Source organism: Pseudidiomarina terrestris, assembly GCF_030466375.1.
GTDB classification, from domain to species: domain Bacteria; phylum Pseudomonadota; class Gammaproteobacteria; order Enterobacterales; family Alteromonadaceae; genus Pseudidiomarina; species Pseudidiomarina terrestris.
In genome coordinates this window covers 503,365-525,909 of record NZ_JAGGJE010000001.1, presented here as the reverse complement: position 1 = coordinate 525,909, position 22,545 = coordinate 503,365, and the positions used below count along the sequence as shown (strand labels likewise).

Sequence of the window (22,545 nt, the reverse complement as noted above, 5' to 3'; positions counted from 1 at the left end):
AAAGAATGTTACAAAACTTAACAAAGTTTAACTGACGGGAGCTTCCAGTTGCAGCCGCTCGGCTAACAGTACCGCCTGGGTGCGGCTGTAGACGCCGAGCTTACGGAAAATTGCGGTGATATGCGCTTTCACTGTAGCTTCGGTGATGTTGAGCTGGTAGGCGATTTGTTTATTCAGCAAGCCCTCATGCAATAGGTAAAGTACGCGGTATTGCTGTGGAGTGAGGGCAGCAACCTTACGCGCCAATTGCTGGTCTTCGGCACTGATGCCATCCAAACGTCCGCGCATCGCCGCGGGCACCCAGGTATCGCCTTGTAAAATGGTATCGATGGCCTGCGCGATTTGGGCTGACGGTAGCGACTTAGGGATAAACCCTAAGGCTCCAAAGCCCATACACTTGGCGACCACACTGGTATCGTCCGAGCCGGAAATAATGGCGACGGGCAGCAACGGATAGTCTTCGCGGATGCGGATAAGTCCATACAAATCGCCGCTACCCGGCATATGCAGATCAAGCAACAACAGATCGAGATCATCGTCCTCGCCTAACGCCGCCAACGTTGCCTCAAGATCACCCGCCTCACGCAACTCAAGGTCGTCATAGTGATTCGCGAGCGCGCCTTGCAGCGCCTCGCGAAACAGTGGATGATCATCAGCAATTAAAAACTTCGCCATTTCAGATGGATACCATTAGTGGTGCGCGGTTGTCTGTTAGTCGCGGTTCAAGCGATTGTCTATCAGCGAATCTACCACAGTTGGATCGGCAAGCGTAGACGTATCGCCGAGGTTGTTAAACTCATTGGCAGCGATCTTACGCAAAATGCGCCGCATGATCTTTCCTGAGCGGGTCTTCGGCAGATCCGGCGCCCAGTGAATGAAGTCAGGCGTAGCAATCGGGCTGAGCTCTTTCCGTACCCACTCGCGCACTTCTTTGGTTAAATCTTCGCTGATTTCCGTGCCCGACATGGCGATCAGATAGACATAGATGCCCTGCCCCTTAAGGTCGTGGGGATACCCCACCACGGCAGCTTCTGAAACCGCCGGATGCTCGACCAATACACTTTCAATTTCGGCGGTGCCGAGGCGGTGACCGGAAACGTTCAACACATCGTCAACGCGACCGGTGATCCAGTAGTAACCATCCTCGTCACGACGCGCACCATCGCCGGAAAAATAAAGGTTCTTATAGGCCGAGAAATAGGTTTGTTCAAAGCGCTCGTGATCGCCCCAGAGGGTGCGTGACTGTCCCGGCCAGGAATCCTTAATGACCAGATTGCCATCCACTGCCCCTTCCATTTCTTTACCATCTGCATCCACCAAGGCCGGCTGCACGCCAAAGAACGGCCGTGTCGCCGAGCCTGGCTTCAGGTCTGTTGCGCCCGGCAGTGGCGTGATCATAATGCCGCCGGTTTCCGTCTGCCACCAGGTATCCACGATCGGACAGCGACTGTCGCCCATAACCTTGTGATACCACTCCCAGGCTTCCGGGTTAATCGGCTCGCCCACCGAGCCCAGCGTGCGCAGTGAGGTGCGTTCACTGGTCTCCGCCGCCGCCGTGCCTTTCGCCATCAGCGCTCGGATCGCCGTCGGGGCCGTATAGAGAATATTAACAGCGTGCTTATCAATGACTTCGCCGATGCGGCCAATGCCCGGATAAGTCGGTAAACCTTCAAAGACCAAAGTGGTGGCGCCATTGGCCAAAGGGCCATAAACGATGTAAGTATGGCCGGTGATCCAGCCGACATCGGCGGCACACCAGTAGACATCGTCTTCATGGTAATCAAACACATATTCGTGGGTCATCGAGGCCCACACCATGTAGCCACCGGTAGTGTGCAGCACACCCTTTGGCTTGCCCGTCGAGCCCGAGGTATAAAGGATAAACAGCGGATCTTCAGCATTCATGACTTCCGGCTGGCACTCCGTTGGCACGTCCTTGATCAGTTGCTCCCACCAGCAGTCACGGCTGTCATCAAAACCGACCTCGCCGTGGGTGACCCTGGCCACTACCACGTGCTCAACCGTTGGGCAGCGGTCGTCTTTGAGGGCTTCGTCGACATTGGCTTTCAACGGCGTCGTTTTGCCGCCACGGCGGCCTTCATCGGCCGTGATCACCACTTTGACACCGCAGTCATTGACGCGATCAGCGATGGCATTGGGCGAGAACCCACCGAAAATAACCGTATGCACAGCACCGATGCGGGCACAGGCCAACATTGCGTACGCCGCTTCCGGCACCATCGGCATATAAATAGCGACCCGATCGCCTTTCTCGACACCAAGTTTTTTAAGGCCGTTGGCAAAGCGTGAAACTTCATCATGCAGCTGCTTGTAGCTGATTTCCTCGCTCACTGAAGGGTCATCCCCTTCCCAGATAATGGCCGTCTTGTCGCCGCGTTCAGTCAGATGGCGGTCGACGCAGTTGTAGCAAGCATTCAAAGTACCGTCTTCGAACCATTTAATACTGATGTCGCCCGGCGCAAAACTGGTGTTCTTCACCTTGCGATAGGGGCTGAACCAGCTCAGTCGCTGGCCGTGCTCACGCCAAAAGCTCTCAGGGTCATCAATACTCTGCTGATACATTTCCTGGTAGCGTTCATTGTCAATATGGGCGCGGTTCTTCGCCTCAGCCGGCACCTTATAAATACTATCCTGCATAAAACCTCCTAATCATCGTACGCTTGACAGTCGTTGTTCGTACGCTGGTGTAGTTTGTACTTTGTAGTGTGTATACCTTCAGTTATTCAGGCGCGAGCGACCATTAGACCATAGTCTAGATTGATTAATTGCTGCAACCGTTCGATGCTTTTCCACGCAGATAACATCGAATCTACAGGAGCACAGCAATGCTGCAGAAAACACTAACGAAATCGCTGATTGCCAGTGCCGTCGTGGGCGTTCTCGCCATGGTACCAGCCCACGCAGCTGAACCCGAATGGGACTTCGGCGGCTACATCAAACTTGATGCCTTCGTCTCCGATTATCAGGACGGACAGGCGCCAACGACCGGTTTCATCGGTCGTCAGTTCTATATTCCCAGTACCACGCCTGTAGGCGGCAATGGCGATGACATGGTCACCGATGTGCATGCCCGCCAGTCGCGCTTCTTCTTCAATGTCAGTCAGGATCTGGACAACGGTGAAACCATTAAGGCGCGCATTGAGCTCGACTTTATGACCGTACCCGTTGGCGATGAACGCATCACCAACTCCTATGCTCCGCGCTTGCGCCAGGCCTATTTCACCTACAGCAACTGGTTGGTCGGTCAAGCTTGGTCGAACTTTCAAAATTTAGCAATCCTGCCTGAGTCCGTCGACTTTATCGGTGCCACAGACGGCATTATTTTCATGCGCCAGCCACAGGTTCGCTACACCCAGGGCGGCTTCAGTGTCTCGCTGGAAAATCCGGAAACCACAGTAACACCCTACGGCGGTGGGGGTCGTATAACCTCAAGCGATGGGGTGCTACCTGATTTCACTGCCAAGTATGTCGGTACCTCCGGCGATTTCAGCTACAGTATCGCCGGTCTGGTCCGTCAGCTTACCCATGATGTTGGTGGCGACGGCAATGATGAAACGGTGTCAGGCTATGGTGTTTCGGTAGGCGCCAAATGGCAGCTTGGCCAACATGATCTTCGCGCTTCTGTGCAGACCGGTTCAGGCCTGGGCCGTTACCTTGGACTCAACCTGTTCAATGGTGCCGTTATCGACGCCAGTGGTGACCTAGAAAGCATTGATTCCAGTGGTGTCACGCTTGCCTATCGCCATGTCTGGAACGACACCACACGAACAAATCTGGTGTTCAGTCGGGGTTGGGCCGACCATGCTGTGAATTTGACCGGCAATGCCGTGACCGAGTACACCCAGCGCATTGGCGCGAACCTGATGTATTCGCCCGTGAAAAATGCCACCTTCGGTGCAGAGTTGTCACGCGCGACCCGGGAAACTGAGGCCGGAACTGACGGCGATATGTCGCGCTTGCAGTTCATGGCCATGTACAGTTTCTGAGTCAGTTAGCCGCTAAAGGTTTTCCAGCGGGATGGGGCGGCCGAAGTAGTAGCCTTGCATGTAGTTACAGCCCAGATCCGTGACAAATTCGGCTTGTTGCGGAGTTTCAATGCCCTCAGCCAGGACTGCAAAGTCCAGGCTCTGGGCAATTTTTATAACACTATCGATAAGCACCCGATCACTCTTGTGATGGCGGATACCGGCAATAAAGCTACGGTCGATTTTGACCGTATCAATAGGGAGTCGTTTCAGGTAGCTCAGACTTGAGAAGCCGGTGCCAAAATCATCCAGCGCAATGGTTAACCCATGCTTACGCAGCTCATCCAGGCGCTGGATCGCGTATTGCGTGCCTTCCAGTAGAATCGACTCGGTCAGTTCCAGTTCCAGCCAGTTCGCCCGGCAGCCGGTTTCAGCGAGTGTGTGCAGCACAAAATCGACAAAATTGGCGCGATTAAAATGTAAAGCAGAGACGTTAACCGACATCCGTAACGAGCGCTCCCGCTGCTGCAGCCGCACCGCATCTTCGCAGGCGCGACGGAAAACCCATTCACTTAGCGGCACAATCTGGCCAGTCATTTCCGCGAGCGGAATAAACTCACTGGGCGGAATATAGCTGCCGTCTTCCTGCTGCCAGCGCAACAGCGCCTCCACCTGCACCGCGCGCTGATCGTTACAGCGCACAATCGGTTGGTAATGCAGTTGCAGCTCATTGTTTTCGATGGCTTCCTGTAAGTTACTGCGCATAGACGTCGTCGATAACAAGCGCTGCGCCATGCTCTTGTCGTATTCCTGAACATGGTTGTAGCCATAACGCTTGGCCTGGTGCATGGCCATATCCGCACGCTGTATGAGTTCCAATGGCGTGCGCACGTCGCCGGTCTGATGCGCCACACCAACACTGGCGGTCAGGTAAATTTTATGTTCTTCGATCCGGTAGGGTTGCGCCACTGTCGTCATGATTTCCTGCGCCAGGCTACTCACCCGGTCCGGGAAATTCACCGCACCATGCAGCACCATAATAAACTCGTCACTGGCAAAGCGCGCTAATTCGCTACGCCGCGGTTGCTGCTCCTGCAGGCGCTCGGCCAATTGCATCAGGATAGCATCGCCAATGTGTAAGCCCAGACTGTCATTGATCAAAGTAAAGCCGTCCAGATCGATAAATAATACCGTCACATCCTGGCTTTCATGAAAATGCTTGCCGATATACTCTTCGATGCTGCTGCGGTTCATTAATCCCGTTAACCCATCATGGCGGGCCTGGTAAAACAACTGCTTACCCTGCACCTCAAGGGTGACGTTGCGCTCCACCGCCAAGACCACTAACAACACCAGACCTATGCCGCCAACCACGATCAGCATCTGCAGATTCGACGTTTCCTGCAGGTTATCCAGTTGGTACAAATAGGCCATCACCGGAACATCCTGGGTGTGGTATAAATTGACGTTGCTGGTATCCAGCAAAATCGCGGTATCTTCCAGATAGTTGCGGGTGACCGGGCTCACCCAGAAACCGGAACGATCCATCCACATACCCGGCAGCACTTCATCGTAGGTTTCGATATCCGTATCCAGGGTATTCATCATGGCCGAGTCCAGCATCGCGCGCGCATCCAGCACCGCCAAAAGGCGATAAACCCCTGAGTCTTCGACGCCTTCTTCCTCAACAAAATCAACGGGCACACGAACGATGATTTTTGCGCTTAAATCTTCGGTGGCAAACAGCGGCAGCAAAATATCAGTCGTCTGGTCTTCCTCCGCCAGTGCGTTAAGTACCACAGGATCCGACATCACTTCCTCAAGATAACTGGACCGCGACGGTTTCAATCGCTCAAACACGACTTGTTCGTCAGGCGAGACCAGTAATAAAGCTTCAAGGAAATCGATGTGCTGCAAATAAGCATTCAGATCCACTTCCATCAGACGCGAGTGGACATTATAGGGATAGAGCTGCCAGCGTTCAGCCAGTCGCTCAAACAACTTGACCGTGGTCTCGCCTATCGCTGCGCGGCTATCCCGCAGTTGCTTGATAGAACGGTCACCCTCGGCTTTCAAATCTGACATTTCCGTGTGAAACATGCCCACGCCGAACACCAGAACCAGGAAAATCGCTAACGAAGCAAAGTTTGAGGATGAACTGGATAGCCGCGGTAACGGCCGCCGCCCGCGATAATGGGTGCTATACACCGCCACCCCGGCAAGGATGCCAGTCACACATATCACTAAGCTACCGGTCGGGTGCTTCGCCAATAAGGGAGACTTTAAAAACAGGTGCAGCATGAGAAAGGCTACCGAGAAAGCAGCTAAACCTAACGCATACGCCGCATTTAACTTAATAAACTCTTGCTGCCACTGCTTGCGCTGTTCGGTACCTGAAAACACCGGCACCAAACTGATCGCCATAGGTAAAAAGGCAAGATAAACGAGGGTAGGAATTTGCGCATCAAAACGATCGAAGAGACTACCGATCAAGCCATCGACCACAGCTAAAATTGCAACACAGGCAAGCGCGGACGACAGCCATCTATAGCTTTTCCGCTCACGCCGGTAACAGCGCAATAGCACACTGCCACCAAAGGCAATCATCATCACTTGGAAGGATGAGCTGATGGAGTGATAAAGTAATTGTTGTGTCGGTTCGAGCAGGCGATACCCGAAAATTAGTAACCCAGCAAAAAATAGTGCTGTTGCCGTTACTAACTGTAAAACTGCTCTAGCCTGCAAATCCGTATTTATTATTTTCATCGGCCAGCTGTCTATACGTTTACGCGCACGTCACATCATATAAACACACTTTTTTAAACTTGGGTAGGGCTTTTAATTGACCCGAAACGTCAACCAAATCAGCTTCAAGCGACTAAGATTTCGCTCAAGATGCCACTCACGCCCATTGCGGTCGGTCACCACAGCGTGGGTGAGTCCAGGGTTTCTATGGAATTCGTTACGTACGGTATGCAATATTTTCGCGGTGGATTCCGTCGCATGCTGAGAGTAGTTCATGATAGCTTCGCTACCTCGGTACAGAGCCACTTTCCTTAGTTTACGAGTCTTACTCACTGATCGCATCCTTTCATTTGTTGTACGCTATCGCAGCGAAAAAACAGGGCGAAAGCTTACAATGTAAAGTCGTAGTTTACTAGAACATTTTGTAAAAACAATGCTAACAAAATAAGACTGAAGTTACGCTTTTTTACCATCTTTCTGCTTTGCCGCCTATATGAGCTTCGGCAGATAGGGGCTGCGATTACTGTTCAGATAAGAACCTGTATAAATACAAAAAAAAGGCTCGAAACCTCACATGAAAATCATTTATACTTCACAATACTAAAACATTCGAAACATTCGGAATAATAAGAATAAACAAGGGATATCAATATCATGCTTATCTTGAGTCGGAAGGCAGGGGAATCATTAAAAATCGGCGACAATGTCACAATCACCATCGCCGAAGTCCGCGGTTCACAGGTCAGAATACAAATCGATGCACCACGTGACGTCGCAGTGCATCGCGAAGAAGTGTATTACCGGATTCAGCAGGAGCTGGCTGCACAGAACAACACTTCGAACTGATCCAGCGCTTCATTAAGCACGGATTCTTCAATGGTCAAGGCTGGCAAAAAACGGATGACATTGCCGTAGTAGCCGCAGGCCAGAAGAATAAGACCGTGCTCGGGCGCCAGTTTTATGATGCGCTGAGTGAGTCCGGTATCCGGCTGCTCCGGATCGCCTTCGTGAACCAGTTCAATAGCTACCATTGCCCCCGTCTGCCGCACTTCTAAGATACTTTCCGGATACTCTTTTTGTAACGCGCCCAAGCGCTGGTTAAATAGGGCGCCGATATGAGTTGCGCGCTGACAAAGGTCTTCTTGCGCAATCACCTCAAGCACCGCCAACGCCGCCGCGCAAGCGACGGGTGAACCGCCATAAGTCCCGCCCAATCCGCCAGGCAAAGGCGCATCCATGAGTTCAGCTTTGCCAACCACCGCTGCCAGCGGCAAGCCGCCAGCAATGCCCTTGGCCATGGTGATCAAGTCCGGCTCTACATCACTGTGTTCACAGCAGAACAACTTACCGGTGCGAGCAAAACCTGTTTGGATTTCGTCGGCGATCAGTACAATACCTGTGTCGTCACAAAGTTTCCGGAGGGCCTGCATAAAGCTCGCAGGAGCCGGATAAAAGCCGCCCTCGCCCTGCACCGGCTCAATGATGATCGCCGCCACATCACTCGGCGCGATGGCAGCCTTAAAAATATGCTGCAGCCCTTTTAATGCATCTTCCTCACTGACGCCATGAGCCGCTACCGGAAACGGTGCGTGGTAGATGTCAGCAGGGAAAGGTCCAAACAGATGCTTGTAAGGTGCGACTTTACCGGTCAGACCCATGGTCATATTGGTGCGCCCGTGAAAACCGCCGGTAAAGGCAATGACACCACGCCGGCCCGTTGCAGCGCGGGCGATTTTTACACAGTTCTCGACGGCTTCCGCACCTGTGGTGACAAACATAGCTTTCTTCACCGAAGGCCCGGGCGCTAAGCGCGTCAGCTTCTCCGCCAGTTCAACGGCTACTTCATAGGGATTGATCATCACACAGCTATGCGAGAACTGTTCCAACTGCTGCTGCGCCGCCTTAACCACTTGAGGATGCGAATGACCGGTATTGCAGACCGCGATACCGGTGCCAAGATCGATATATCTGTTGCCTTCCACATCCCAGACTTCAGCGTTTTTCGCCTTCGTCACATACACGGGATACACATTGCCCTGACCACGGGCAAAAGCAGCGAGTTTGCGTTGTTGTAATTCCTGATTCGTCATTGTCCACCTACACTTAAATACTTAATTGAAAGATAATCATCCAGCCCATACTGCGAGCCTTCCCGGCCATAGCCACTTTGCTTAACTCCACCGAAAGGCGCGGCAGCATTGGAGATCGCCGCATCATTCATGCCGACCATGCCAAACTTAAGCGCTTTCGCCACCCGCCACAGCCGCCCGTGATCACGACTGTAGACATAGCTGGCCAGGCCAAACTCCGTATCATTTGCCAGCGCAATCGCCTGTCGCTCATCACTAAAGCGCAACACCGGCGCCACCGGCCCAAAAATCTCCTCCCGCGCAATCGCCATCTGCGCCGTCACCCCCGTCAACACCACCCCCCCAAACCACGAAGAAAGGGCAGCCCTCCCCTTTTGTTCAGAGGGAGGGCTGCCCTTTCTTACAATGGTGGCGCCGGCGGCGACTGCGTTGTCGACGAGGGTGGCGACTTTGGCAGCGGCCTGGGGGTGAATGAGCGGTCCAAGTTCGAGTTGCTCGACCTGCTCCGCAAGGCGCTCAGCAAACTCGTCGTAGATGCTGTCGTGTACCAGAATACGATTAGCGCAGACGCAGGTTTGCCCAGCGTTGCGGAATTTCGCCAGCAGCACGCCTGCAATGGCGGCCTCAATATCAGCATCCTCAAACACTAGAAAAGGCGCGTTGCCGCCCAGCTCCAGTGATAACCGCTTCACCGTGCCACTGCACTGCGCAGCGAGCATCCGGCCAACTTTGGTTGAGCCGGTGAAAGTAAACTTTGCGACAGCGGGGTGTTGCGTCAGTACCTCACCAATCCCCTTCGCGTCGGTACCAACGATTAACGCAAAGGCGGCGGCAGGAACTCCCGCGCGAATCGCCAGTTGCTGCAATGCCAGAGCCGATAACGGCGTTTCCGCAGCCGGCTTTGCGACGATTGCACAGCCAGCAGCCAGCGCCGCAGCAGCCTTTCTCGCCAGCATCGCATTAGGAAAATTCCAGGGCGTAATCGCAGCCACAACTCCCACCGGCTCTTTCACCACCACGATGTCCTTCGCCGGATTAGGCCCCGGAATCGTGGAGCCATACACACGCACCGCCTCTTCTGCGAACCATTCAATATACGACGCACCATAGCCAATCTCGCCCTCTGCCTCGGCCATTGGCTTGCCCTGCTCCAAATGCAAAAGCTCCGCCAACACCTGCTTGTTCTGCATCAGTAGATCCGCCCACCGCCGCAAAATTCCCGCCCGCTCCCGCGCCGACCGTGCAGCCCACTTCTGCTGGCCATCCAGCGCCTGCGTTACAGCAATTTTGGCGTGCTCCGCTGACTGCTCACGTAACCAGGCGAAGCTGGACTGGTCCGCGGGATTTACCACCGCAAAATAGCTGGTGGCCTGCGCTCCGGCTGGCGGCTGCTCAGTGCGCACGGTCGCTGGTAACAAGTTATCGGCAATGACCTGCGCGACGCGGGCGGCTGCAGGTGTTGGCGGGTTAGATGTCATCGTTGATCCCTCAGTTGTGATTGGCTCGAAACATGTGAAGCTATTGCAGCACGGAAAATTACCCTTTTAAATTTCAACCTATCAATTTATAGTTTGAAAAGGATCAAACAAAGTAGAGGCTCAAAATGTCGAGTAGTTGGATGCGCCGCGATCTCACCGATTACGACCTCAAGTTGCTCAAGGTCTTTCGCACCGTGGTCGAGTGTGGCGGCTTCAGTGCCGCCGAAACCGAGCTGGGTATTGGCCGTTCAACCATCAGCATTCATATGAATAGTCTGGAAACGCGGCTGGGCTTGCGTCTGTGTCAGCGTGGCCGGCAGGGCTTTTCGCTGACACGCGAGGGCCAGGCGGTGTTTAACGCGATCCTCACACTTACCGACGCCCACGATGAATTTCAGCACCAGCTCGCTCAGATCAACCAGGACCTCAGCGGTGAATTGATCCTGTTGGCAGCTGACCAGCTCGACGCGCCGCGCCAGCGCAACATCGCAAAGGCTATCGGCAAGATCACCGCCGAGGCACCACAGCTGCATATTCATTTTGACCTGTTACCACTGCAGCAAATTGAGCTAGCCTTGTTAAAAAATCAGGCGCATGTAGCACTGATGCCGGGCTACCGACGCATCGATGGCCTGTCTTACACGCCGGCGTTCAGCACCCCTATTTACCTCTGCTGTGGCGCCGAACATCCATTGTTTGCGAGACCCGATACAGAGCTTGATGACCCATTACTAGCAGGCTTTGATGCCATTCACCCCGGCATCAACATCAACCCCGAAGGCCGCAAATTGCTGCAGCGCCTGAACACCACCGCCCGCGCCTACCAGTTCGACAGCCGTCTGAGCCTTATCTTATCGGGTGCTTATCTGGGCTTTTTACCGGACGCCATCGCAGCGCCGTACCTGGCCTCCGGAGAATTGCGTTACATCAGACCGGACACCTATCAGTATGCCTTTGAGCAATTCTATGTCCGCCGCAACCAGCCTCGGGAACCAGAAAAAGTCGAACTGGCTCTGACTGCATTGCTTGCAGCATCCGCCAACGAGTCCGGTAAAAAGGGAGGTATGTGATGTTGCTGCTGGCAAGTGTTTTTGCCTTACAACTCAACTTTGACCGCGCTGAAATTCCGACCGTCGAGACCCGGGTTGCACGTACTGAAGCGGGCCAATTTTACCCGCTTGAAAAGGGTTTCCAAGGTGACAAACCTTTTGGATTCGCACTGCAACCCGGCGCCGAGCTGTCGTTTGTTTTGCGCGAATTCAACGCAAACTGCTTGCACAATGGACGCATCCATCTCTCAACGGAGCAACAGCAGCAGCTGCTAGACGCTTCGGCGACGATACAATTGTCCGCGACCTATGCATTGACTGAACAAACCTGTGCGTACGAATCCTTTGATTGGCAGGGCGAAGTGCAGGTGCAGGCGACGCCATTGCAGGACGACCTGCCCGTCACGCCGGCAGTCAAGCCGCTGCGTGACGCCCCCTGGCAGCCGCAGCCCCAACAGCAGCAGCCGACAGTTTACGGCTGGGCGCAAACCGATGCTGACGGTAAGTTAATTGCCCATTACAGCAGTCAGCCGCACATCGCGGTGCCTGCTTACTCCCTGAGCAAGACCTTTATTGCCGCCGCCGCGGCGCTATTGATTGAGCGCCATAGTGTTACTGAGATCCTTGCGTTGAGTATCGCTTCGCTCATACCAGAGTGCGAACAAGCCAGTTGGCAACGCACCACCTTGCGCGATGCGCTGAACATGCGCACCGGACACTATCACCAGACAACAGCTAGCGCTGATGAAAGCGCCGAGGCCATGATCAACGACTTCTTTTTAGTCACCTCTCATGCAGAGAAGATTCGCCACGCCTGCAGTTATCCGGCCCAGCAAAGTGCAAGTCCGGCGCCTTTTGTTTATCAGAGCTCGGCCACCTATTTACTGGCCACAGCACTGCAAACGGGACTGCAGCAGAATCGTTTTGGCGAGCTTGAGGGTTTGCATGGCGACTGGCGTCTTGATCAATTACTTTACGACAATCTTTGGGACCCGCTGCAACTCAGCCCACTTGCCTACAGCATTGATAGCACTAAAGATGCGCGCGCTCAGATTTGGGGTGGCTACGGACTCAGCCTGCTGCCCCGCGATCTGGTAGCTCTGGCACGATTTGTCCAGCATGACCCGATGGAACTCGGTTTTGCCGAAATCCTGGCGCGCCCCGATCTGGCAACACCAGTGCCCGGCAACGAGAGCTTGCGTTACCGCGCCAGCATCTGGTTCTGGCAGGATCCGGTCAGTAAGCAATGGTATCCATTTTTAAGCGGCTACGGCGGCATCATGGTGGTATTCCTGGACAGTCGGCACCTTTATTACCTGGTGAGCGACCAACATGACCACCGCTTCGCCGACGTCATCCGTGACTTCCAGCGCTGGCAAACCGAACTGGCCCCATAGAAGCCAGCCAACTGGCGCTTTAGAAAGGGCAGCCCTCCATAGTAATTTGACCGCAACAATGTAAGGGCTGCCCTCCCTATTTTTTTGTCTTGAAAATGTAAGGGCTGCCCTTTCTTATAAAAATAAAAGGAACACACATGCCAAAGTCAGTTGCTGCGAACGGGCATCTTGCCCGGATTATGTTGGCGTTTCTCGCTACGGCGGGATTATTTTATGTGAATATTATGCCGGCACTGGTGTCGGGATTGATCTCGGGGCTGGGATTTTCGAATCAGGATGCCGGATTCGTCGGTAGTCTGAATATCTATGGTGCTGCGGTCGGTGCTTTTTTTGCAATCTTCATCATCCGCCGTATCGAGTGGAAGCCCGTTTGTATTGGCCTGCTAGTCGCGCTGATCGCCGTCGACTTTTGCTCGATGCTGCTGACCACAGAGTTTGCCATGATGGCATTGCGCGCTTTTCACGGCTTTATCGGCGGGATGCTGGTTGGCGTCAGCTTCGCCGTCATCGCCCGCACCGAGCACGTTCATAAAACCTTTGGCATGCTGCTGCTGGTGCAGTTCGGTCTCGGTGGTCTGGGCGTAATGGCGCTGCCGCCGCTGGTTCCGGTATTCGGCAGCTGGATTCTTTTCATGGCGCTCATCGCTTTCAGCGCCACCGCGTTGGTCATGCTGTTTTTCCTGCCCGATTACCCGGTTCAAATTCGTGACCCGGAAGCCATTGTCGCGCCGGTACAAAAACGCCCGCTGGCGGCATCAGTACTTGCGGTATTTTTATTTCAGGCCGCCAACATGGCGCTCTACGCCTATATTATCGATCTGGGCGAAAAAGCCGGGCTTACCCTCGCCACCATATCGCCTGCGCTTGGCGTTTCTGCCTGGATGGGCATTCTCGGGTCGCTTGCGGTCATCGTCCTGTCCACCAGATTTGGCCGGACCCTGCCCATCATGCTGGGTATTTTCGTCACCGCCGCCGGCACCTTTGCCTTGCATTACAGCTTCAGCCCGCTGGTTTTCTGGCTAGCCAATATCGCGGTCGGCATCACTTGGGCCTTCTCCATCGCCTATCTGCTTGGCGTGTGTAGTGAGTTTGATAAAGCCGGGCAAATGGCTGCCCTGGGTGGCTTTGCCTCAAAAATGGGGCTGGCGTCAGGCCCCATGTTTGCCGCCTTTGTGGTCACCGAAAGCAACTATGAGCAACTCATCAATATCGCCGTCGTGCTGTTAGTGATCGCTGCCCTGGCGACGATTTACCCATCGCGCCTGCTTGACCGACAAGGTCGGCAAGCGCTGCAAGCAGCTGTAGACAAAGAGGCCTAAAGCGACCTAAACTGCGGTGATGATGCAACCGCTATTTGTTTTAGACAGCACCAGCACTGCCAACCTGCAGCAGCAGCTGATTCAGAAATTGATTCACGCTATTCATAGCGGGCATTTTGCGTGTGGCAGCAAAATGCCCTCTTCACGTAAGCTCGCAGAGCAACTTGGCATCGCTCGTAACACCGTGGTCAACGCCTACGAGCAGTTGATCGATGAAGGCTACCTGGTCAGTAAAGAACGTAGCGGAATTTACGTGCGCGACGACATCTACGAACAGCACGCGGCCGAGCCCGAGCAAGCCACAGCGACCAGCGATAGCCCGCAGCTCGAGCAAAAATGGCAAAGTCGCATGAACAAACTGCGACTTGATAAACTGGCGCCACCGTACCCACATAACTGGCAGCAGTATCCTTACCCTTTTATTGACGGCCAGTTTGATCCGAGCCTGTTTCCTGTCCAGCAATGGCGCGAATGCTCAAAACTCAGCCTGAACGTCAGCGAAATTCGCACCTGGGCCTCCGACAGCGGCCATGATGACGATCCCCTGCTGGCGGAAGAGATCCGCACCAAGGTCCTGCCGCGCCGTGGCATCTATGCCAATCCCGACGAGATCCTGGTCACATTAGGGTCCCAGCATGGCCTGTATTTGCTTTCGCGGCTGTTGCTCAATAACCAGACCCTGGTGACCACCGAAGAGCCCGGCTACCCCGGCATCCGCCAGCTTGCGCATCAGTCGTACAGTCCTTTGCACTGTGCCGAGGTCGATGAAAATGGCATCTGTCTCGACCAGATCCCGGCCCATACCGATGTGCTTTATGTTACCCCCAGCCACCAGATGCCGACGGCTGTGACCATGCCCCTGGAGCATCGCGAAGCCATTATCGCCAAAGCCAATCAGGATGACTTCATCGTGGTCGAAGATGACTACGCCAGTGAAAGCAATTTTATGTCGCAGCCACACCCCGCCATAAAAAGCCTCGATAGCGAAGGCCGGGTGATTTATGTTTCCAGCTTTTCCAAAGTGCTCGCGCCAGGGCTGCGGTTAGGCTTTATGGTCGGTCCGGCACCGCTGATTCGCCAGGCGCGCCAGCTGCGTACCCTGATTTCCAGACATCCGCCGGCGAACAACCAGCGCGTGATGGGACTCTTCCTGTCACTTGGCTATTACGACCAAGCCCTGCGCAAGCTCAATCAGGAAATGGCCAGTCGCTGGCAGGAGATGCGCGAGGCGCTGAATCATTATTTATCTACCCGCATCGTGACCTCCCGCACCGTAGGCGGCAGCACCTGCTGGATTGAAGGCCCCAGCCAGCTAAATAGTCAGCAATTCGCTGTTGAGGCGGCCAAACACGGCATTCTGATTGAGCCGGTGGAGCGTTTTTATGCTGGTAGCGAGCATCCTCATCACTATTTTCGCCTGGGGGTCAGCAGTATTCCGACCGAGAAGATCCGTGAAGGGGTCGAGTTGCTCGCTCAGATCATGCGCGAATGGGAACAGCAGGACAGCAAGAACCAACCTGAAATCAGCTGGGGCAAACTGTTAAAAGGCAAAGCACTGCGCGATTTCGCCAGCCGGGTTGAGTTTATTGGCCAGACCGTTTTTGGTGACCCCTATCGCATCAGGCTTTACCACGATGGCAGCATGGCAGGCTGGGAAGGCTATCAGGACGAGCGACAGGACAAAGGTCAGTGGTGGCTGGAAGGCGATCGCTGGTTCCGGCAATGGCGCGACTGGTCCTATGGCGAAACCCTCGGCTTCGATATTTACCTTTATAAAAATCGGATCAACTGGGTGCGCGACGGTAAGCTGGTGGATTCCGCTTTTTACCGGCTGCATGACCCGACAGAAAAGACACCTTCCCCTGCCAGCGATGATCTGGCCCATAAAGTCACCTGAAACTGGCTCTACTCGAAAACCAGTTGCGCTCTTAGGCTGATAGCACTTCAGTCAACGGAGCTATGAATGTCAGCTTTTACCTTAGCCGGGCTTCAACTTAGCCTAAGTGCCAGTGAGGATAACTTTGCGCTCATCGAGCAGCATGTGCTCGCGACGAAACGCCGTTACCCCAATGTGCAACTTATCCTGCTGCCCGAACTGGCGAACTTTGGCCCAGCGCCACGCCATGCGGCAGCCTTTCCCAATGCCACCGACGAAGCCTACCAGAACCTTGCCCGCGAGGCCGGTGTCTGGTTATGCAATGGTTCGATGTTCGAACGTGACGGTGACCAGATTTATAACACCGCTTCGGTCTACGACCCGGCGGGTAACGTGGTCTGCCGCTACCGCAAGATGTTTCCCTTTTTACCTTATGAAGAGGGTATTTCGGCCGGTACCGAACCGCGTACCTTTACCATTCCTGGGGTCGGTGAGTTTGGCCTCTCTATCTGTTACGACATGTGGTTTCCGGAAACCATCCGCGCGCTGGCCTGGCAAGGTGCCGAAGTGATCCTGCATCCGACTCTGACCAACACTATTGACCGTGATACGGAACTTGCCATCGCACGCTCCAGCGCCGCCACTAACCAGTGCTACATGATTGACATCAATTCGGCAGCCCCCCTTGGCAACGGCAAATCCATCGTCGCCGGACCCGGCGGCGAAGTCATCCACCAGGCCGCTGACAATCTGGAAGCGATTGTTGTCGACCTGGATCTAGATTACCTGCGCCGGGTGCGCGAACAAGGGTGGCATAGCCTGGGGCAGCCGTTAAAAAGCTTCCGTGACCACCCGCTCAGCTTTCCACAATATCAGGGCCAACGCTCGTCTGCTCTGGACCAGATGGGTCCACTGGCGAAGCCAAAAGCCAATACAAAAACATAATAAAACTGCATAATAACCACAGGGGAATCCTGATGAAACATACAGACAACTTTAAAATTGCACCACTGGCGATAGCCATCAGTTCCGCGCTCTGGCTCAGTGCTCCGGTACTTGCCCAAGAGACGGCGAGCGACGAAGATAAAGCCCAGAAAGAGCCGGAACGCATTGTCGTTACGGCTACGCGGCGTCCGCAAACGGTCAACGAAATTCCTTACAACATCTCGGTGTTGTCCGGTGAGGATCTGGAAGAACGCCTTATCATCAACTCAGTTGATGTGATGCGGGAAACGCCGGGGATCACCGTGGTCGATCGCGGCTACCGCAACTCCGGCGTGATCAACAACATCGTCATCCGCGGCATGAACGTTGACTCAGCAGGTAACGGTGACTTTGCCCTGAATGCGGTGCCAACTGTGAGTACTTACGTTAACGACACGCCGCTGTTCGCCAACTTCATCCTGAAAGACATCAACGCAGTAGAAATATTGCGTGGTCCACAAGGTACGTTGTACGGTTCTGGCTCCCTGGCAGGTACCGTGCGCTATACCCTGAACAAGCCTGATCTGTATCAGGGCTACGCGCGGGTTGATGCACGTTTGAGCCAGACACAGGGTTCAGACGGTTTTAATCAGAACTACGATGTATTGGTCAATCAGCCGCTCACTGACACCCTGGCAGTGCGCGGTTTCTTTGGCCGCATCGACAACGATGGCATCGTTGATTACGTCAATGTTTATCAACTGAATGACTCGGGCGCCCCGGTTGCTGAAGGCGGTGACATCGCCAGTGGCGACCCGCAATTTACAAGTATTGAAGATGCCGACACTGTGGATATCGATTACGGTCGCGTCAGCTTGCTCTGGCAGCCCTCCACCACCTTCTCGGCACTGCTCAGCCATCACTATCAGAGCGATGATATCGGTGGCCGTCGACAAGTCACGACCGGCACCAACTGGGTGGGTGGCACAGAACAGTCCTACGGTGAGTACGAGAATGGTGCGGTACACCGCGAACCTTCCGAGCGCGATGTCAGCCTGACCTCGTTAGAGCTGGAGTGGGACCTGGGCTTTGCTTCGCTGTCGTCCACTACCTCTGACTATGACCACGACGGTAGCTCGATCAGCGACAACACCGGCTTCTACGCACAAAACAACTGGTTTGCCTGGTTCTATGGTGGCAGCCCGCGTCCACTTGCTATCGCCGAACGCTTCTATGAAGAATCCGGCTTTACCCAGGAGCTGCGTTTAGTATCTCAGGGCGAGAATACCTTTGATTGGATCCTTGGTGCGTTCTACATGGACAAAGACACAGCGTCAGGTCAGGACAGCTTCATGCCTGGCTTTAGCGAGTGGGCCGAGGCCAGTGGCTTTGACGACACACTCGCCAGTTGGGGCGGCGTCCTTGGCGATCAGGATTTCCGCTACCGCGATCAGCGCAACATCCGCGACCTTTCCGTGTACGGGGAACTGACCTGGAATGTTACCGACCGCTTTAGCACCACCCTTGGCCTACGTCATTTTACCAATGACATCAGCAATGAGACCACCATCGAGCTGCCAATTTACCCGGGCCCGGCCAACGTTGACTCAGAATTTGATGACGACGGCACCCTGTTTAAATTTAACGCGTCGTACGATATTTCTGACGATATGATGTGGTACGCCACCATCTCTGAAGGTTATCGCCGCGGCGGTACCAGCGCCGTGCCTATCTCGGGTGGCTTTGCTGAGAACCCTGAGTACCTGCGTTACAGCCCGGACAGCGTGGTCAACCTGGAAACCGGTATTAAAGGTACAGTGAACCGTCACAATTACTCGGTGACCGTATTCCGCATGAACTGGGACGACCCACAACTGAACGTGGCCACACCGAACTGGGGCTTCTATGCCGCCGTCAACGGTGAGAAAGCGCGATCAGAAGGTCTGGAACTCGAACTCAAAGGTTTCCTGACCGACAGCATCAAGTACAATGTCGGCTATGCTTACGTCAACGCTGAACTTGGCCGCGACCTGGTAGTACCTTCCGGCACGGCAAGTTCGCCTTCCAGCTACGTCTACGCAAAAGCCGGTGAACAGCTGCCGTCGATGGCGGAGCATACCTTTAGCGGTGGCCTGAACCATTCGATGGACCTGGCTTCCGGCATGTACCTGGTGACCAACTTCAGTACCTACTTCCAGTCCGACTCACGCAATGCGCTGGGCAATAATCCGAAGTTTGACATTGACCTGCCACGCTTCTTTATCACCAATGCCAGCACCACCTTGCACGCCGATGAGTGGAAGGTTAGTCTGTTCGTTAAGAATATCTTCAACGAAAAAGGGGTCACTGGCGTGTTATCTGAAGCCTACATGGGTACCGACCCGGCTGAAAACTTCTACGGCAACAGCTCGAAGCAGTACATCAGCCAGCCACGCACGGTCGGCGTACGATTCAGCTATGAATTCGGCTGGTAAGTCGAAGGCTGACGCCGCGCTTCGGGCCACCGAACGCGGCGATTATACCCAGGCCTTAAACCTGTATGCCGAGGCGGTCCGCATGACGCCCCGGCATCCGGTTCTGCTCTACAACTACGCCAGCCTCGCCCGCATCACCGGCGACCTGGACCTGGCCTTAACCCTGCTCAATCAAGTCATCGACCTCAACCCCGACGACACCGCCGCCTGGCACATGCGCAGCAACCTCCGCCGCTGGACCCCAGAGCACAACCACATCGCCGCCCTCACCAAGAAAGGGCAGCCCTTACATTCTGACGACACCTCCGCAAGCAAGGGCAGCCCTAAACCGCTCAGCCCCAAGCAGCAGGTCGAGCTAAACTACGCACTGGCGAAAGAACACGAAGACTGCGGCAACTACGCCGAAGCCAGGCAGCACCTGCTCTGCGCGGCCGCGCTGCGCCGCCAGCACCTCAACTACAACATCCAGGACGACCTCGATACAATCGCCGCCCTCAGCAAGAAAGGGCAGCCCTTAGATTTTAAAGAGGCTTCCAAAAGGAAGGGCTGCCCTTCCTCGAAGTGTGTTTTTGTTTTGGGGTTGCCGCGGGTGGGGTCGACGCTGCTGGAGCGCATGCTCAGTTGCGATAAGCGGGTGGTCGCCGCAGGCGAGCTGCCATTTTTCCCGCAACTGCTGGGCCGTGCGCTACAAAGCGCCTTTATCAAGCAGAACGGCCCGCACGCCAGGCCGAAGAGCAAAACCGAACTGGTCAGTTACGTCGACAACGTCGACTGGCAGAAGTTAGGCGCAGACTACCTGGCGCAGTTGCCCGAAGGCGAGTTTGTTATCGACAAACTGCCCCTTAACTTCCTGAATATCGGTTTAATTCAGCGCGCGCTGCCCCATGCGAAAGTGATCTACATGCACCGCGACCAGCAAGATCATGAACTCGCCCTGATGAAGCACTTGTTCAACCAAGCTTACCCATGGTCCTATTCGCTCGCCGAAATTCGCCAGTATTATGAAGCCGTAACCGCACTCTGCGAACATGCCTGCGCACAGTCGCCCAAGACGATTCACAAAGTCAGCTATGAAGACTTAGTTGGCACACCAGAACAGACATTAAAAGAAGTGTCAGATTACTGTGGACTTAACTGGCAGCAAAAGGATCTACGCCAGGCTCTGCAGTTTGCATCGCACAACCAAAAGGCCAGTACCACCGGCAGCGCCAGTCAGGTGCGGAGTCAGCTGCACCAGCGCTCGGTCGGGCTCGCAAAGAAGTACGGCTGGCCCGCCACAGACCTCAGCGCCACGCAGCTTAGTCCGCCATTCGCGACCAGATAAGATCGTTAATGCCCTCTTCGCTTGGCGCGTAACCTGTCGGAGCGCGTAGCAAAATAGCGCGTAGCTCGTCGATGCGGAAATTAATACAGGCATCATTTAATTCTTCCAGCAAAACCTCGACTGCGGGCCAGTCCAGCGCCAGCTCTTGCGCGCGACAGATGCGCGGGTGATCGCAGGCGACCACATCGTCACCAATCAACAGCTCCTCATAGAGCTTCTCGCCGGGCCGGAGTCCAGAATAAACAATCTCGATATCGCCGTCAGGATGCGCTTCAGAACGCACCTCAAGCCCGCTCAAGTGAATCATTTTTAGCGCCATATCGACGATTTTCACCGGCTCGCCCATGTCGAGCACAAACACCGCACCCGTGTCTCCCATAGTGCCGGCCTGGATCACCAGCTGCGCGGCCTCGGGAATGGTCATAAAATAGCGGGTAATGTCAGGATGAGTCACCGTCACCGGTCCACCCTGTTCAATTTGCTTCTTAAACAGCGGCACCACGGAACCTGACGAGCCCAGCACGTTACCAAAGCGCACCATCGCAAATCGTGTCGCTGAACTATTACGTTGCGCCAGTCCTTGCAGGACCAGCTCAGACAGACGTTTGGTGGTTCCCATCACATTGGTCGGCCGCACTGCCTTGTCGGTCGAAATAAGCACGAATAGCTCAACATTTGCGGCAATCGCTGCCTCAGCCGTGTGCCAGGTGCCGAAAACATTGTTACGCACACCTTCGACCATGTTGAACTCAACCAAAGGCACATGCTTATACGCCGCCGCGTGGTACACCGTTTGCACGTGAAAAGATTTCATCACCGCAGCAATGCGATTGCGCCGCTGCACGGTGCCAATAATAGGATAAATCGTGATGCCGTCGAGCTTATGGCGACTGATGATCTCCCGCAGTTCCCGCTCAATGCTGTACAAACCGAACTCGGAAATCTCATACAACACCAGCGCTTTCGGCTTCTGCATGACAATCTGCCGGCACAGCTCCGAACCAATTGAGCCGCCCGCACCTGTGACCAGCACGACTTTGCCACGAATGTGCTGCTGCATCAGCGCCGGGTCCGGATCCACGGGATCGCGGCCCAGCAAGTCCTCGATACGAACATCCTGCAACTGGTCAATGGCCATCTCACCATTCACCATATCGGCCATACCCGGCACGGTCTGCACGCGAACATTAAGGGTTTCGAGTGATTCAAGAATCGTTTTACGCACGGCCCGCGACGCACTTGGCAACGCCAGTAAGATACGCTCGATACCCAGTCCCTCAACTGCATCGGGGACCTGCGCAGGATCGATAACGGGAATACCCAGCAACACCGTTTTTTGCAACGTCTTGTCATCGTCCACCAGCACCACCGGCGAAAACTCTTCTCCATTATTAAGCGCCTGGGCGAGCTGACGCCCCGCTGAACCCGCACCGTAAATCATCACCGGGATTTTCTTACGACTGACCATACGATGGTAAATCGCACGCATGGCAAAACGGCTACCGCCGATCAGCAGCAAGGTGGTCAAGCCATAGTTGACGATGCCCGTTGCTGGTAGGTTCACATTAAAGGCGAACAGCAAGCCATACAGCAGTAAAGTTGAAAAGATTGCGCCGGTCAGCACCACCCCAAAGGCACGCACTGAGACATAGCGCACCACCGCTCGGTACAGCCCTAGCTTTACGAATACCGCTATAGATCCAACCAAGAGCCACGTCACCACACCCAGCCAGCTCACTGCCGAACTAATGCTAAACACATCACGGCTTAGCAAAAGCGCCAGAGTCAAAGAGGCCAGGATCGCAAAAATATCGATGATCACGCTAATTGCGCGCTTCGCGGGACGCGGGAGTTGCAGCAATGAGGTAAGTAGCTTCACGGGT

Annotated in this window: 16 protein-coding genes; 9 read left to right on the top strand and 7 right to left on the bottom strand. The window is 54.6% G+C overall.

Annotation, left to right across the window (positions count from 1 at the left end; translation table 11 throughout):
- Positions 1-27: 27 nt before the first annotated feature.
- Both J6J28_RS02490 and acs read right to left on the bottom strand, forming a co-directional pair.
- Positions 28-675: a response regulator transcription factor gene (locus tag J6J28_RS02490; RefSeq protein ID WP_301719743.1), complete on the bottom strand. Its 648-nt coding sequence runs from the start codon at positions 673-675 to the stop codon at positions 28-30.
- 36 nt (positions 676-711) lie between these two features.
- Positions 712-2,658 carry an acetate--CoA ligase gene (acs, locus tag J6J28_RS02485; RefSeq protein ID WP_301719742.1) on the bottom strand — a complete coding sequence of 649 codons (1,947 nt, stop codon included), beginning with the start codon at positions 2,656-2,658 and terminating at the stop codon, positions 712-714.
- 188 nt (positions 2,659-2,846) lie between these two features.
- Here acs and J6J28_RS02480 point away from each other — a divergent pair, with 188 nt between their 5' ends.
- Positions 2,847-4,007, top strand: a complete 1,161-nt coding sequence (locus J6J28_RS02480) for a DcaP family trimeric outer membrane transporter (RefSeq protein ID WP_301719741.1) — start codon at positions 2,847-2,849, stop codon at positions 4,005-4,007.
- 12 nt (positions 4,008-4,019) lie between these two features.
- Here J6J28_RS02480 and J6J28_RS02475 read toward each other — a convergent pair whose 3' ends face one another.
- Complete coding sequence (locus J6J28_RS02475) at positions 4,020-6,752, bottom strand: putative bifunctional diguanylate cyclase/phosphodiesterase (RefSeq protein WP_301719740.1); 2,733 nt, start codon at positions 6,750-6,752, stop codon at positions 4,020-4,022.
- Between the two features lie 72 nt (positions 6,753-6,824).
- Complete coding sequence (locus J6J28_RS02470) at positions 6,825-7,064, bottom strand: hypothetical protein (RefSeq protein WP_301719739.1); 240 nt, start codon at positions 7,062-7,064, stop codon at positions 6,825-6,827.
- 321 nt (positions 7,065-7,385) lie between these two features.
- Between J6J28_RS02470 and csrA the strand changes: the two genes are divergently transcribed.
- Entirely contained in the window at positions 7,386-7,577 is a 192-nt protein-coding gene (gene csrA, locus J6J28_RS02465; protein ID WP_301719737.1) for a carbon storage regulator CsrA, read from the top strand.
- On the opposite strand, the gene gabT is transcribed toward csrA, so the two are convergent.
- Both gabT and J6J28_RS02455 read right to left on the bottom strand, forming a co-directional pair.
- Positions 7,538-8,821 carry a 4-aminobutyrate--2-oxoglutarate transaminase gene (gabT, locus tag J6J28_RS02460; protein ID WP_301719736.1) on the bottom strand — a complete coding sequence of 428 codons (1,284 nt, stop codon included), beginning with the start codon at positions 8,819-8,821 and terminating at the stop codon, positions 7,538-7,540. The genes csrA and gabT overlap by 40 nt on opposite strands.
- Positions 8,818-10,299, bottom strand: coding sequence for an NAD-dependent succinate-semialdehyde dehydrogenase (locus tag J6J28_RS02455; protein ID WP_301719735.1), 1,482 nt, complete (start codon positions 10,297-10,299; stop codon positions 8,818-8,820). Before J6J28_RS02455 ends, gabT begins: the two co-directional genes overlap by 4 nt.
- 125 nt (positions 10,300-10,424) lie before the next feature.
- Here J6J28_RS02455 and J6J28_RS02450 point away from each other — a divergent pair, with 125 nt between their 5' ends.
- From J6J28_RS02450 to J6J28_RS02420, 7 genes are all read left to right on the top strand, one after another.
- Entirely contained in the window at positions 10,425-11,369 is a 945-nt protein-coding gene (locus J6J28_RS02450) for a LysR family transcriptional regulator (protein WP_301719734.1), read from the top strand.
- On the top strand, positions 11,369-12,745 hold the full coding sequence (locus tag J6J28_RS02445) for a serine hydrolase (RefSeq protein WP_301719733.1): 1,377 nt from the start codon (positions 11,369-11,371) through the stop codon (positions 12,743-12,745). Before J6J28_RS02450 ends, J6J28_RS02445 begins: the two co-directional genes overlap by 1 nt.
- Before the next feature lie 137 nt (positions 12,746-12,882).
- Complete coding sequence (locus J6J28_RS02440; protein ID WP_301719732.1) at positions 12,883-14,064, top strand: MFS transporter; 1,182 nt, start codon at positions 12,883-12,885, stop codon at positions 14,062-14,064.
- Positions 14,065-14,083: 19 nt separating this feature from the next.
- Entirely contained in the window at positions 14,084-15,961 is a 1,878-nt protein-coding gene (pdxR, locus tag J6J28_RS02435; RefSeq protein ID WP_301719731.1) for a MocR-like pyridoxine biosynthesis transcription factor PdxR, read from the top strand.
- Between the two features lie 66 nt (positions 15,962-16,027).
- Positions 16,028-16,885, top strand: a complete 858-nt coding sequence (locus tag J6J28_RS02430) for a carbon-nitrogen hydrolase family protein (RefSeq protein WP_301719730.1) — start codon at positions 16,028-16,030, stop codon at positions 16,883-16,885.
- A gap of 32 nt (positions 16,886-16,917) precedes the next feature.
- Positions 16,918-19,338 carry a TonB-dependent receptor gene (locus tag J6J28_RS02425; protein ID WP_301719729.1) on the top strand — a complete coding sequence of 807 codons (2,421 nt, stop codon included), beginning with the start codon at positions 16,918-16,920 and terminating at the stop codon, positions 19,336-19,338.
- Positions 19,322-20,662 (top strand): tetratricopeptide repeat-containing sulfotransferase family protein, encoded by a 1,341-nt coding sequence (locus tag J6J28_RS02420; RefSeq protein WP_301719728.1) that lies wholly within the window; start codon positions 19,322-19,324, stop codon positions 20,660-20,662. The genes J6J28_RS02425 and J6J28_RS02420 overlap by 17 nt, the downstream gene beginning before the upstream one ends.
- On the opposite strand, the gene J6J28_RS02415 is transcribed toward J6J28_RS02420, so the two are convergent.
- The gene (locus tag J6J28_RS02415) at positions 20,637-22,541 is read right to left on the bottom strand and encodes a polysaccharide biosynthesis protein (RefSeq protein ID WP_301719727.1); all 1,905 of its coding nucleotides are present in this window, start codon (positions 22,539-22,541) and stop codon (positions 20,637-20,639) included. The two genes, J6J28_RS02420 and J6J28_RS02415, sit on opposite strands and share 26 nt — an antisense overlap.
- Positions 22,542-22,545 lie beyond the last annotated feature (4 nt).

Excerpts from the sequence above, each read along its gene's own strand:
- J6J28_RS02490 (WP_301719743.1), bottom strand. The coding sequence starts at position 675 with ATGGCGAAGTTTTTAATTGCTGATGATCATCCACTGTTTCGCGAGGCG.
- acs (WP_301719742.1), bottom strand. The coding sequence starts at position 2,658 with ATGCAGGATAGTATTTATAAGGTGCCGGCTGAGGCGAAGAACCGCGCC.
- J6J28_RS02480 (WP_301719741.1), top strand. The coding sequence starts at position 2,847 with ATGCTGCAGAAAACACTAACGAAATCGCTGATTGCCAGTGCCGTCGTG.
- J6J28_RS02475 (WP_301719740.1), bottom strand. The coding sequence starts at position 6,752 with ATGAAAATAATAAATACGGATTTGCAGGCTAGAGCAGTTTTACAGTTA.
- csrA (WP_301719737.1), top strand. The coding sequence starts at position 7,386 with ATGCTTATCTTGAGTCGGAAGGCAGGGGAATCATTAAAAATCGGCGAC.
- gabT (WP_301719736.1), bottom strand. The coding sequence starts at position 8,821 with ATGACGAATCAGGAATTACAACAACGCAAACTCGCTGCTTTTGCCCGT.
- J6J28_RS02455 (WP_301719735.1), bottom strand. The coding sequence starts at position 10,299 with ATGACATCTAACCCGCCAACACCTGCAGCCGCCCGCGTCGCGCAGGTC.
- J6J28_RS02450 (WP_301719734.1), top strand. The coding sequence starts at position 10,425 with ATGTCGAGTAGTTGGATGCGCCGCGATCTCACCGATTACGACCTCAAG.
- J6J28_RS02445 (WP_301719733.1), top strand. The coding sequence starts at position 11,369 with ATGTTGCTGCTGGCAAGTGTTTTTGCCTTACAACTCAACTTTGACCGC.
- J6J28_RS02440 (WP_301719732.1), top strand. The coding sequence starts at position 12,883 with ATGCCAAAGTCAGTTGCTGCGAACGGGCATCTTGCCCGGATTATGTTG.
- pdxR (WP_301719731.1), top strand. The coding sequence starts at position 14,084 with ATGATGCAACCGCTATTTGTTTTAGACAGCACCAGCACTGCCAACCTG.
- J6J28_RS02430 (WP_301719730.1), top strand. The coding sequence starts at position 16,028 with ATGTCAGCTTTTACCTTAGCCGGGCTTCAACTTAGCCTAAGTGCCAGT.
- J6J28_RS02425 (WP_301719729.1), top strand. The coding sequence starts at position 16,918 with ATGAAACATACAGACAACTTTAAAATTGCACCACTGGCGATAGCCATC.
- J6J28_RS02420 (WP_301719728.1), top strand. The coding sequence starts at position 19,322 with ATGAATTCGGCTGGTAAGTCGAAGGCTGACGCCGCGCTTCGGGCCACC.